General features: G+C 68.2%; 11 protein-coding genes. 2 read left to right on the forward strand and 9 right to left on the reverse strand.

Translation table 11 applies throughout. The features are described 5' to 3' along the window. Window positions 1-57: 57 nt before the first annotated feature. On the reverse strand, window positions 58-510 hold the full coding sequence (locus tag AC08OT_RS14005; protein ID WP_476593735.1) for a transposase: 453 nt from the start codon (window positions 508-510) through the stop codon (window positions 58-60). Window positions 511-693: 183 nt separating this feature from the next. Then, complete coding sequence (locus tag AC08OT_RS14010; RefSeq protein WP_476593736.1) at window positions 694-1,752, reverse strand: alpha/beta fold hydrolase; 1,059 nt, start codon at window positions 1,750-1,752, stop codon at window positions 694-696. An 853-nt stretch (window positions 1,753-2,605) separates the two neighbouring features. Between AC08OT_RS14010 and AC08OT_RS14015 the strand changes: the two genes are divergently transcribed. After that, window positions 2,606-3,256, forward strand: coding sequence for a DedA family protein (locus tag AC08OT_RS14015; protein ID WP_476593737.1), 651 nt, complete (start codon window positions 2,606-2,608; stop codon window positions 3,254-3,256). Between the two features lie 395 nt (window positions 3,257-3,651). On the opposite strand, the gene AC08OT_RS14020 is transcribed toward AC08OT_RS14015, so the two are convergent. After that, complete coding sequence (locus AC08OT_RS14020) at window positions 3,652-3,990, reverse strand: P-II family nitrogen regulator (protein ID WP_476593738.1); 339 nt, start codon at window positions 3,988-3,990, stop codon at window positions 3,652-3,654. A gap of 145 nt (window positions 3,991-4,135) precedes the next feature. On the opposite strand from AC08OT_RS14020, the gene AC08OT_RS14025 reads away from it, so the two are divergent. Continuing rightward, entirely contained in the window at window positions 4,136-4,678 is a 543-nt protein-coding gene (locus AC08OT_RS14025) for a YbhB/YbcL family Raf kinase inhibitor-like protein (protein WP_462187224.1), read from the forward strand. Between the two features lie 67 nt (window positions 4,679-4,745). On the opposite strand, the gene AC08OT_RS14030 is transcribed toward AC08OT_RS14025, so the two are convergent. The 6 genes from AC08OT_RS14030 to AC08OT_RS14055 form a co-directional block, all read right to left on the reverse strand. Next, entirely contained in the window at window positions 4,746-6,653 is a 1,908-nt protein-coding gene (locus AC08OT_RS14030) for a conjugal transfer protein TraC (protein WP_476593741.1), read from the reverse strand. Window positions 6,654-6,739: 86 nt separating this feature from the next. Next, window positions 6,740-8,242, reverse strand: a complete 1,503-nt coding sequence (locus tag AC08OT_RS14035) for an SCO6880 family protein (RefSeq protein WP_462187222.1) — start codon at window positions 8,240-8,242, stop codon at window positions 6,740-6,742. A 47-nt stretch (window positions 8,243-8,289) separates the two neighbouring features. Next, on the reverse strand, window positions 8,290-9,675 hold the full coding sequence (locus AC08OT_RS14040) for a TrbL/VirB6 family protein (RefSeq protein ID WP_476593739.1): 1,386 nt from the start codon (window positions 9,673-9,675) through the stop codon (window positions 8,290-8,292). Continuing rightward, a complete protein-coding gene (locus AC08OT_RS14045) occupies window positions 9,672-10,460 on the reverse strand; it encodes a DUF8175 domain-containg protein (protein ID WP_476602894.1) in 789 nt (262 codons plus the stop codon). Before AC08OT_RS14045 ends, AC08OT_RS14040 begins: the two co-directional genes overlap by 4 nt. Before the next feature lie 69 nt (window positions 10,461-10,529). Beyond that, window positions 10,530-10,946: a DUF6112 family protein gene (locus AC08OT_RS14050; protein WP_462187218.1), complete on the reverse strand. Its 417-nt coding sequence runs from the start codon at window positions 10,944-10,946 to the stop codon at window positions 10,530-10,532. Further along, the coding region (locus tag AC08OT_RS14055; protein WP_476602895.1) for a MinD/ParA family ATP-binding protein at window positions 10,943-12,498 on the reverse strand (1,556 nt) is incomplete at its 5' end. The genes AC08OT_RS14055 and AC08OT_RS14050, both read right to left, overlap by 4 nt.

Raw genomic sequence — 12,498 nt, forward strand, 5'->3', positions numbered from 1 at the left:
TGGCGGTCCCCATGGATGGCGGTGGTTTGTTGTGATCGGCAGTTCGTGATCCGTGATCTATGGGGGTAGGTAGAGGCGGAGCCGGTGTCCGGCGGCGAGCGTGTCGGTCGGTTCTCGGGAACCGATGTACTGACGGGACACGCCCGCGGTGGCGTGCCCGCTCTTGCGGTCCCCGGAGTCGTCCAGGATCAGTACCCCGCCGGGATGAGGCCGGGTGGCCGGCGCCGCCATGAGCAGCTCAACCCGCCGAGTGTTGATTTTCTCGTGGTCCCACGGCGACTCGGACAGAAACCACTGCAGCCGCTGGATCTCCCGGTGCTGCGCGCCCACCACCGGCTCCGCCCCGGCCAGACAGGTCAGCGTCTTGTTCCGGTCCCGCGGCAGCAGCAGACCGACCAGGTAGTCCCGGAACGCCCGCCGCTGCGCCCGGGAGGCGAACAGGCCATCCAACCGGGATGCGTACGCCTCCACCGGCGCCGGAGCCGGCGGGCACGGCAGCGGCTCTGTCATCACGATCACCTCCGCGGCCGAACCGCTCCTTCCCTACCCGACACAGCCAGACAATTCCCCGGCCGCCCATACATGATCAAACGATCACAACAAACCACCGATGGGCAGGGTGTGCTCGGGCGCACGGTTGTCCACAGGCCCTACCGTGAGCCGGGGACAGCCGTGAGCTGGCGACGAGCCCGTTTATCCGGGGACGGGTGATCCGAACCGGGCTGCGCGCATCTCGCAGATGTCGGTGACCGGCGGCGGGTACGGGGCGAAGCGCTGCGCGACCCAGGCGGTGAGGTCGGCCATCGATGCGCCGAGGACGGTGCCGTGGTCCGCGCCGGGGTAACGCCGGTAGTCCACGGTCGTGCCCTTCCGGCACAGCCCGGTGACCACGCCGTCGGTCACCGTGCGTCGGATCACCAGGTCGAGGTCACCCTGGAGAACGAGGGTCGGAGCCATCTTCCGCAGGGCCACCTCTCGCTGCCGGGCGAATCCGGCTGCGAAGGGCTGATGATCCAGAGGATTGACGGTAAAGGCGGTGTCGACGGACGTACCGATGCTCGCCCTGGTGAGGTCGGTGGCGCAACGGTCGCGGGCGATCGACAGCAGTCGCCGGCCGGTCGGGGTGAGCACCCGGTCCAGATTGATCGTCCGGTCCTCGACGGACAGCCCGATTATCGCCAGCAGGACATAGGCGACCCCGTCGGTATTGTGCTGCAAGGTGGCGAGGGACGCCGGCAGGTCGGCCAGGGGGGCGGTTGCGACGACTCCCCGGATCCGTAGCTCGGGTGCGTAGGCGGCGGCAAGCGCTCCGGCGGCTAACACCGCCTGGCCGCCCTGCGAATAGCCCCAGAGGACGATGTCGCGACCGGCACCGGTCGCCTTGAGGGCAGCGGCGGCGCGTGCCGCGTCAAGCACGGCCCTGCCCTCCGGCTCGGCAACGTAGATCGCGTGTTCGCCGGGACTCCCCAGCCCCGGATAGTCTGTGAGGGCCACGACATAACCGGCCCGGACGAGCGGAAAAGTCGAGGCGGCGGCGATCAGCGCGGGTCGTGCCGCCGACGGTGCACAGGCATCCTTGAGGCCCGTGGTGCCATGCTCGAATGCGACGATTTTTCGGCCGCCCGGCGGAACCGGAACGTTCTCCTCCGGAGCCAGGATTATCCCGGACACCGGAATGTCGACGCCCGGCGTCGCGTGGGACCGGTACATCACCCGCCACGCCCGGATACCAGTCGGGGCCGGCGCGACCACCTGACTGGACAGAATTTCCCCGCGGGTTCCCGGTGGTAACGATGCACCTCGCTCATCGGGTCCGCCGGCACTGATCGCGGGGGATGATCCGTCGCCGCCGCCAGCCCGCTTTCCGCAGGCCGCGAGGGGCAGCAGCCCGAGCAGGAGCCGGACCGCGAGCAGCGGGGTACGGACCGGACGGGAGGGGCATCGGTGCGCCCCGACAGGGGTGGCCCCCGCAGCCGATCGTGTCGGCCTCCCTGACTGCGCTGACTGCGTTGGCCGGGAGCGCGGGGGCCGTGGTGTTAACGCATCCGGCCAGGCCGGCGGGCCACTCGGATCATTCGGGACAACAGGCTGCTGATCCAAGCTTGGCCGCCGATAATGCACGAATTAAGTCTAATGAGGCACATCCGGCCATCGCGTCGGCGGTCCGCCTGGGCCGGCCGGATCTTGACTGGCGGTGGATCGCTTCGCTGGACGATTCGGGCACCTATGATCGGGCACCCATGAGGGACGTACCGGGCGTAACCGGACCTGCCGGGACGTGCCCGGGACGTGCCCGGGACGCCGTGGAGCCACTCTTGCGGGTGCCCGGTGGGAGACGGAAGAGCGCTCGATACCCTTACGGTGTCCTCAGGCGGGTGCGGTAGCGGTCCCTCGATGGTTGCCGCGGTCTCACGGACGTGTCCAACCCGTCGTCGAAGCCTGTCGGAGGCCCGCGATAGTGAATGCATTCGCGTCGAATACCCTCGCTCTCGGCCCTGGCGTCCTCAGCGCGGACAGCCTGGCCAAAGCGGGCCTGGCTGTCGTTCTGTTGATCGTCTTCGTGGAGTCCGGCCTACTGGTCGGGTTCTTCCTCCCGGGTGACTCCGTGCTGTTCACCGTGGGTATGCTGATCGCCCGCGACGAGCTTTCCACCCCGCTGCCGGTGGCGGCTGTCCTGATCGGGCTCGCCGCGGTGGCTGGCGACCAAGTCGGCTACCTGATCGGTCGAAGAGCCGGTCCGGCGTTGTTCCGACGCCCCGACTCGCGGCTGTTCAAACAGGAGTACGTCGAGCAGTCGCACGAGTTCTTCGAGAAATACGGGCCGCGGTCCATCATCCTGGCGCGGTTTGTTCCCGTGGTCCGCACCTTCACTCCGGTCATCGCCGGCGTGAGCCGGATGAACTACCGCATCTTCATCACCTATAACATTGTGGGCGGGGTGGTCTGGGGTTGCGGCCTCACGGTTCTGGGTTTTTACCTCGGTAAGATAGATTTTGTACGGAACAAAATTGAGCCGATGTTGATTCTAATTGTCGCCGTCTCGGTGCTTCCCATCGCTTTCGAATTCCTCCGGGCCCGCCGTAGGAAGCGGGCCAGGAACGGTGCCGTGCGGGAAGGCTCCGCTGAATTCGGCAGGAGTGCCCCGGTCGCCGAGGAGGCTGCGACCTTCGCGGTACGGCCACACCGCGGCGGCGGGCGTCACTCGGCTGCTCATCAACGTCAGACCCCGGGACTGAGCGAGACTGATCAGGACTGACCGGGACTGATCAAGACGACCGGGGCTGATTGGGATACCCCGGTGGTCATCGCAGCCGCGCGACGGTTACCTGTGATGCGGCCAAGTCGCGAGGACGGGTCCCGGCGGGCTCCGCACCGATACGGGGGGAGTCGGCGGGACGCCCGCCGGGACCCGTCAACCGTATCGGGTCAACGGGTCATTGTCGCCTCTCCTCGTCACCCAAAGGTGGGAACAGTCGCTGGTCGCACACCGAAAGCATCGTTTGTATGACGATCATCTCACTATTGGTGGGTGGTGTTGTGGCCTTGGGGGCCATCGAGAGATCGCGGCAACCGAGCTGGTCACGGTCGGTGCAGTCTGCTGGTCGCCCTCGGTGCAGCCGGGGCGCCGCCGGACTCACGAGGCGTCCGCACTCACAAGGTGTCCGGTCCGCGTTCCCCCGTGCGGACGCGGGCGAGGGCGTCAACAGGAAGAACCCAGATCTTGCCGGCTCCGCTGGCCGCCGATCCGCCCGATCTCCGGATCACCTCGATGACGTCCTCGACGTCGGAGTCCGCGACGACGCACTCGACCCGCACGGCGCTCACCGACTCATCGTGGAAGGTCTGCCCGCGATATGTCTGGGTACGCCACAGTTCGATGCCGAATCCGGTCACCTGGCTGACCGTCATACCCTGAATACCGAAGGTCTCAAGGGCGGTGCGTACGTCATCGATGCGATGTGGACGCAGGATGGCGGTGACCAGTCTCACCGGGACCTCACCAGGTTGTCTGGAACCGCATGCCGACGGCCCGGCGCACCTCCGGGTGAGGTTTCATCGCGGAGAAGCGTAGAGCCGGCAGGTGACGGTTCCGTCTCGGGAATGTCATCGAATGGCGTAACGGAAGGAATGGTAGATGTCCCTGCTCGACCGCGGTACACCCCCCGACCCGTTCGACGTGCTGCCCGCCAAACCGCTGTTCACCGTGACCAGTACGGACCTCGTCGACGGTGGAGTCGTTCCGTCCGATCAGGTGCACACCAGCGCCGGGGGTGCCGACATCTCCCCACAGCTGGCCTGGTTCGGTCAGCCCGCCGAGACCAGGAGTTTCGTCGTCACCTGCTACGACCCGGACGCGCCCACCGGCAGCGGATTCTGGCACTGGGTCCTGGTGGGCATCCCCGCGGCGGTGACCGAGCTTCCCCGCGGCGCGGGCAGCGGTGACTTCACCGGCCTGCCCGTCGGCGCGTATCACGTGCGCAGCGACTGGGGCTCCAAGGCGTATGGCGGGGCCGCGCCGCCGCAGGGCGACGTACCGCACCGGTACATCTTCACCGTCCACGCGGTCGACGTTCCGGAACTAGAGATCAACGACGAGGTCTCACCGGCCGTCGTCGGCTTCAACCTCACCTTCCACACCCTCGCCCGGGCCGTGCTGCGGGTGACCTTCCAACGCTGACGGGGCCGCCCTGCCGGCGCGTCGAGGTCCTCAGGTACCGCGCCCTCGGCGCGCCGCCCGGGGATCGTCAGCTGGTGGAGCTGGGGCTGGGCTCCACGGGCGGGTAACCGAACCTGCCCGTGAGGCCGGCGGCCCGTGGGACGGCCGGGCCGTCGACGAGCTCCCCGCTCCCGAGTTCCCGGTTGTCGAGGAGTTCGTCGGCCATCCGGCGCAGCCGGCCGGGACCGAGATCCGGCGGGTCCAGCTCGGCCGGATCCAGATCGTCGGGGGTCAGGTTGGTGTCGTCGACCTCGCCGTGCATCTTCGAGCCGTTGAGCACCACGGGGATCTCCAGGTCGCCGACGACGTGCTCGACATAGAAGGCGCGGGCGCCGATCAGCCACAGGGCGTAGCTCGGGTCGAGCCTGGGGAGCAGGTCGGCGGCGACATCGGTGAGCCCGAGTGCGGCCTGCGTGTCGGCGATCTGATCGGACGCCTGCTTGTAGAGGATCCGGATCGCGGTCTCGGCGAGCAGGCCCTTGGCGATCTCCACCGAGTCCGGCGAGGCGGACAGCAGGTCGGAGATACGGTGGGCAACGATCGCGTTCGCGCATCCCCATTGCCGGGCGAGCTTCTGCTGGGCGGACAGCCGGCGGACGAGGCCGGCGAACCGCATCAGCCGCCAGCACTCGTCGTAGACGACGTAGCGCTGCACGCCGTCCTGGCGCATGAGTGCCGCTTCCATCCACGCCTGCGCGCAGGTCATGATCAGGGCGATCATCTCATCGCTGCCCTGGACCCGCTCCAGGTTCAGCACGGCGATCGGACGGTCGAAGTCCAGCGGGGAGGTGGTAAGCCCGTCGAACAGACCGCCCAGCGCGCCGTGCGTGAGCCGGCGCAGGGTCAGCGTGGCATCCCGGGAGGCGTCGCGCAGCTCGGTCGCGGTCATCGGGAGGTTGACACAGTCCTCCTCGGTCGGATCCGTCATCGCCTCCAGCACGTGCGGCAGGAGCGGGGTTGCCCACCGGTCCGGGGACGCCCCGGTGATCTGCCGGGTCACGACGTCGAGAGCCAGGTCGACCGCGGTGTGCTCGGCCGGGGTGAGCGGTACCCCCTTCGCCGTCTCGATCAGGGACGACAGGAGTGCCGAACGAGCCCGCTTCACCTCACGGGCCCAGTCCTCGTCGGCGATGCCCATCGGACGGGGTGGGGCGTCGAGCGGGTTCAGCCGGGTGGCCATGCCGGGCCCGATGTAGGTGGGCTCACAGCCGAGGCGCCGAGCCAGCCGCGTGTACTCGCCCTTCGGGTCACAGGGTACGGCGGCCTGGTAGCCGAATGCCGCCCCCCGCGAGATCAGCGTCTTCAGCAGCGCCGACTTGCGGGAGCCGACCGCGCCGAACACGGCGAAGTTCGGATTCTCGATGACCTGCTGGCGGTACAGCTCGAAGACGTCGAAGTCGAACGAGTTCCCCGACCAAACGTGCCGACCGATGTACATGCCGGGCGCGGCCAAGCCGGAGTCGACGACGAACGGGTAGATGCCGGCGATCTGTGCCGTCGTCTCCATGTGCGCGGGAAGCCGCAGCTTGTGGAACGTCCGCCCGCCGAACGGCCCGAACAGCCGCGGCGGCTGTGCGCCCCGGCGCAGGGCTAGCTGGGCCCGGCGCATCGCCGCCTTCTCGGTGGCCGCCGCGGCCCGTTCCGTGCGCCGGCTGCGCCGGGGGGGCTCCGCGGATATGTGTCCCTCGCGCCGCCGCCGCGGACCGCCGCCGAGGTCCACATAGCCCTCGGTGTCGCGTCCCGGGTCGTGGGACGTGGCCTCGTAGGCCGCCGCCTCGTAGCCGTCGGGGTCGTAACCAGCCTCGTCGTAGCTGGGCGGGTCGTCGAAGTCGCCGTCGACGCCCTCGTCGCCGGGGCCGCCCGGGCCGCCGGGGCTGCTGTCGGCACGCTCGGGGCGACCGGCCACGGCTCCACCGGCCGGATAGCCAGCCGGCACGTAACCGCCTACCGCATAGCCGCCGGTCGGGTATCCGCCGGTCGGGACCGGGTACCCGCGGGCCGAGGCGTCGTCGTGTGCTGAGCTCAAGAAACCCCCACCGCCAACGGTAGTGCTCCGACGCTGAAGCCCTGATCCTGCTCGCCGACGAGACGCACCATCTCCAACCGGCTGCGTGAGGCCAGCGTTTCGGCCTCACCGCAGGCATCGGCGAGCCCGTCGAGGTCGTCGGCGGAGACCGTGACGAAGCCGTGGAAGCGGAAGGCGCCGAATCCGGCGATCAGCTCCTGCTCGCGGCGTTCGACCTCGTCGGCCTCAGCCACGTCGCGCTGGGTGGTGACCTTCCCGACCTTGTCCCGCATCTGCTGTTCACCGAGGTGTGCCATCCGCCGTCGGTTTACCGCCTTCTCCGCCTTCCGGCCAGGCAGCGGCTCGACCACCAGTGAAACCGTCCGCCGACAGGTCGTCTCCATCAGCAGCGGAGCGAGGAACGCGGCAGGGGAGGGCACACGCGGCCAGCCATTGATCCAGTATGTCGTGTGGAAGCCGGAGTCGGTGCGGTAGTGGTCCCAGGCGGTGACGGTCCGGACCGGGCCCGCGACCGCCGGGTCGATGCCGGACGCCAACCCCTTCAGGCCCCCGGCGAGGTCCGTACTCGCACCACCCCGCGCGTCAATCATCTCGATCGAGTACGGATCGTAGGTGGTGCGGATGACCGCGGCGAGCGCCCGTGGCGGCAGCCATCCGACCGTGTTGATGGATGCACGGGCGAGAGCCGCCTCCATCGTGCGCAGTTCGCCGAGCAGGACGGCGCAGGCCGCCTGGTCACCGCCCCCGGCCCGCTGGATCGCGCGCCGGGCGTCCCTGGCCCGAAGCTGAAACGAGAGGTAGGTCTCGTGTCGCTGCGCCACCGGGCCCGCCGCGTCGATGACCTGCTGGTAGGCGTCGGCGGCCCAAGAGTCGTCGTGATGCCCGCGGACCCGCCAGTGCCGCTGAAGCTGGTCGCCGGAGTCGGGCAGCGTGCGTTCCAACCACTGGATGCGCGACAGTTTGCCGCCCCCGGCGGTCAGCCCGGCCAGCAGTTCCCCCCAGGCGTCCACCCTGGCCTGCTGGTCACCGGACTCCAGCAGGGCGAACTGGCTACCCTGCACCTGCAGGACGGCGGTGTAGGTCTGCTGCTTGGCATCCTTTACCACCGCCACGTACCGGCCGCCGCCGACCGGTACGGACAACATCACCAGCGACGACAGCGGCCCCGGAAGGACCGTTCGGCTGAGCTGGTCCTCCCCGGCACCCAGCCGGAAGAACGCGCCACGGAACACCGTTTCGCCCGTCACCTTCTGCATCGTGAAGCCGAAGAGGATCGGCACCCACTGGTCGAGATTACGATCCTCCACCCGGACGAACGCAACAAATAGGAGCATTACTCCCATCAGTACCCAGAGTGGGATGAACAGGAGTGGAGAGCGAAGTGCCCCGAGCACGCACAGCATCACGCCGATCATCAGGCCGAGCTGCGGCCAGCGCATGCCCAGCATGACTCCGCCGCGTTCCAGCGGTCCGAAGCGGTAACTGCGTTCCGCGATCATCGGCTACCTCGCTACCTCGCTACCTCGCTACCTCGCCACTCAACTACTCACGTGCCGCCGGTGCGGGACGGCGGCACCGCCGCCGTCATCTTCGGAGGCCGGGACGCCGACGGGGGCACGGGTACCCGCGTCGTGGCCTGACCGGGCCCGCGTGCCCCGCCCGTGACGGAACCCGGGCGCATCGTCCTCGTGGCGCCGACCGGCCTGGAATTGCTGCCGACCGTGACCGTCGCCCTGGTGGGGGTGGCGGCTCTTGCCGGTTGCCGGGTACTGCCACCGCCGGCCCGGGGCCGGCTGGCCGTCGAGCCGCGCACCGCGGCCGTGGCGGCACCCGTCCGGGAGGACGTGCCCGCCGGAGCGCCGAGGCCGCTGCCACGACCGGTCCGTAGCGCGGCCGGCCGGGGCAGCGCGGGCTCGGCGCCAAAGCTGCCGACGCCACCGGCGTCGCCGAGCATGCCGCGATTGCGGGTCTGCAGCCGTGCACCGATTCCGCGGAAAGTCTCCCGCGACGTCGATCCCAGCAACGCACCCGCCCCTTGGCCGAACGACGCCGCACTGCGCTGACCTGCTGAACCGACGGCGCGCATCAGGTGGATGTCGGCGAATCCCATCAGGTGCAGCAGGACGAAGGGAGCGAACACCGCCGCAATCATCACCACGGCCCCGCCGAGGATCGTCAGTGTCTGATCGACTGTGGAGCCGCTCGAGTCGCTTGCCACACCGGCACCGAGCGTGAAAATCGCGTAAATAACCGGCTTCGCGAAAATAAGCGCCAAGAGGATCTCGGTCGCCCGCTTGATCCAGGCGCTCGTGGACATCGTCGGCTGCCCGGCCAGATACACCGGGATGAACACCGCCATCACGATGATCGCAACCTTGCGGATGTACAGCACCACGAAGAGCGCAAACGAGAACAACGCCACCAGCAGCGACAGGACGATGTCGAGTGCGAAGTTCCCCTGCTCCGGTAGAGCCCACAGTTGGGCTACCAGGGCCGAGCCGAGTGGCTTCCCGTCACCGAAGGCGTCGGCGATCCCGTCCGAGGCAGTGAGCACCATCTGCAGCAGGGTGAGTGCGACGAATGAGCCGAGGATCGCGGTGCCGGTGGAGGCTAGCGCGCGTGCGAAGATGTGAGGATCACCGCGTACGGCGCCCATGATGCAGGCGCAGATGAACAGGCCGGTGACGATCAGTACCGCCACCCCGAACGCGATGTTGTAGTTCTGGACGACGTAGTCGGCGTTCAGGTCGATGGTCGTCTTCTGCGCCGCGAAGCTGAATATGGAGCTGGACAGGTCAGCCGCCATGCCGCAGAAGGCCTTGCCCATCGAGTTGAAGTACGCATCCGCACTCCCCGATATCGCATCCTTGATGGGGTTGAGCGGGTTGAGTGAACTAAGCGATACGGCCAGAACTTCCTTATCTTCGGTCACGTTCCAGCTCCGACCAATAGAAATTCTTTGAAATTTTCAGCTGCGCGCTCGGTGATGGCGGGCTCCGAAGGGCCATCTTTTTCGTCTTTAAGTTTCCAGTCTCCCGAACTCCATACGACCTGACAATAGTCGGTTCCCCAACCCTGCCGTGGGGCGAGATTCGGGTTTTGATTTCCGTAGATGCCGAATGCAACGGTTCCCCAGAGGGTGATGTCGGCTTTATTTTCATCATAGGATCGAACCGTATATCCGGCGATACGTCCAATTAGAGTGAAGTTGGGAGATTGAATGGATGAAGCGCCGTATGCTTTTGCGCTTTCTATGTCATTCGAGATGATCAGTTCAGAAATTCGCTTCGCCGATTCGGGGGTCGCAGCAATCGAATCGAACATGCTTCTTATGCGGGAAGGCTCGCGGTTTCGGAGATTTCCGGTAATAGCATCGTAGTTGGCGCAGGCGCTGACGGCGCCGGCTTCGGTGCGGGGGTAACCGACCGGGATACCGAACTCGTTGATCCGGGTGGGGACACCGGGGACTGAGGTGGGGGCGGCGGTGTCGGCCGGTTGGCTAGACGGCTTTGGCGAGGGGACCAGCGTCGGCGTCACTCCGGGCGGGGTAGCGCTCGGAGAAGTCTGCGGCGCGACGGACGCGGTATCCGAGCCATTCGAACCATTGTCTGGAACCACGTAACGGCCGATGACCAATCCGCCGATCACACTCACCGTGCAAGTGGTCACGATGATGATGATCAGACGTCTGGCCGCCCACTCCATAAGGCTTACCAACGCCAACTCCCCTCACAAGACGGCACGGTCATCATCGCAATGTCCGCCCGCTGGTATCCGGGGAACAGGTCAGAAGAGCGTTGACGATGGGTCATGGACCACGCCGGGGTCAACGGCAACGGTGAGCTCGACGGCGGGTTGACGCTGGCCAGCCGGGTTAGGGTCGGGCGCGGTGGCCGTTGCGCCGGTGGCAAGGAAGAAGTTGACGAAGGCTGCCGCGGCACCGACGAGGAATGCGAGACCGAAGCCCGCGATCACACCGCTCTTGCCGACCATCGACGCGCGCTCGAGGCCCATCCGCTCGCCGAGTGCCCATGCGATACCACCCAGTAGCACAGCGGCGACTGCAGCGACCACCGCATAGGCCGCCAGGCCGTTGACCAGGTCTTTCAGAGCATTGATGCCAGGCGCCTTGGAGTCATCCGGGTTGACCTGTATCTCGGCGAGGACAACGGTCGCCTTGACGGCGGCGGCGTCCAGGATCATCTCGGTTCCTTTCCCACAGGCGGGGGGCCGCCCGGCCGATCCGGTCCGGCGATCCTTGTGGGTGCCGTTGGTGACCGTAGGTCGCCAAATGATACGCCCTGCGCCGCACGGTGATCCTTGGTAGTCGCTCGTGGGCCGCCGGAAGCGTCAGAATCTGCACGGGCGGTGACCGCCTCCGCGGCGCCGCCAGCCGCGGCCCCCGGCTGATCGACAGCGCCCGCAGCGGCCGTGACCTCGGCTTTCGCGAGAGTGAACAGGGCTTCCACGGCAGCCGCGGCCAGCCGGAGGTAGGCGCGGCGAGTACGTCGGCGTAGCCGAGGAATCCGTACCGGAGTATGCCTGCTGGGGTCGAGCCGGGCGTCGTACGGGATCCGGATCAGCGTGTCGACTTGCTTCCCGAGCCGGGCCGCCGCCGCGCGGGTCCGGGGCGAGGGACGGCCCCGGCGTGGCGCGATCATGGCCGCCACAATCATCGGCCCGCCGTGTCTGGCTGAGCCACCACCCGCCGCGTCCCGCAACGTACACAGGCTGGTGAGCGTCGCCTCCAGATCGGCGGCGGTCGCGAGCGTGACGAGGATGATGAGGTCCGCGGCCTGGACCGCCGTAGGCGTCAGCGGTGCCTCGGCCGGCGCGTCGACCAGCACCAGTGGATAGGAATGCGCGAGCAGGCCGAGCACGGACCGCAGTCCGGTCGGGGCGACGGTGTCGTCCGCGGGGACGACGGCGGACGCCTCGTCGCCGGAACCGTCACCGTCGTGCCGGTCGGCTCCTCCGCCAACACCGCGTCGCACGGGAAGCACGTCGAGGTCCCTGGTGCTGCCCGCGGGACGACCATTGATCATCAGGGGTAGATCGGTCACCGTACTGTCGGAGGCTTGCCGGCGGGCGACGTCGGCGACCGTCGTCGTTCCGGCCGCGCCGACCCGGATCGCGAGCGGATCACCGCGTGGTTCGTCCTCGTCCTCGGTGTCGGTGCCCACAGGCGACGATGGCGCCCCCCCGGGAGACTCCCCCGGCCAGAGATCGACCGCGAGGACCGGCTGCGCCCGCACCCCGGCGAGGGTCAGCCCGACGACTCCGGCAAGGGTGGTGGTCCCGGAGTAGGGGAACAGCGAGGTCACCGCGATCCGCCATGAACCGGGCAACGGGATACGGGCCCGGTCGCGCAGAGAGAGCCGTACCGGAATCTCTTCCCACGGTTCGAGATCGCGCACGCCGACCCACGGCTCCTGCCACGGCCACAGCCGACCGTCCGACGACGGCTGGCGACGCGAGACGGTCTGGCCGCCTGCCGCCGCGGCCTTGCGGGTGGATCGAGACGCCGGGTCCGGCTGCGGCTGCGCGGTGGGGAGTGCTGGAGCCGTCAGCTGCTTCATGCCCGCGGCGGGCGAGACGGGCGCGACGGGCACGGCCGGCGTGTAGCGGGCGACCGGCGGTGCGACCGGCACCGCGGAGATGTGGCCCGGGACGGACGATTCGGAGGCGACCGGATAGTCCGTGGGAGGGGCCTGCGCATCCCCGGGGCTGGTTACCTCGATCGGGCCGGTCGGGG

Source organism: Frankia sp. CgJB1 (genome assembly GCF_977947065.1).

What these genes read in the sequence shown, in the direction of transcription:
- AC08OT_RS14005 (WP_476593735.1), bottom strand. Translation starts at nt 510, where the DNA reads ATGACAGAGCCGCTGCCGTGCCCGCCGGCTCCGGCGCCGGTGGAGGCG.
- AC08OT_RS14025 (WP_462187224.1), top strand. Translation starts at nt 4,136, where the DNA reads ATGTCCCTGCTCGACCGCGGTACACCCCCCGACCCGTTCGACGTGCTG.
- AC08OT_RS14035 (WP_462187222.1), bottom strand. Translation starts at nt 8,242, where the DNA reads ATGATCGCGGAACGCAGTTACCGCTTCGGACCGCTGGAACGCGGCGGA.
- AC08OT_RS14050 (WP_462187218.1), bottom strand. Translation starts at nt 10,946, where the DNA reads ATGATCCTGGACGCCGCCGCCGTCAAGGCGACCGTTGTCCTCGCCGAG.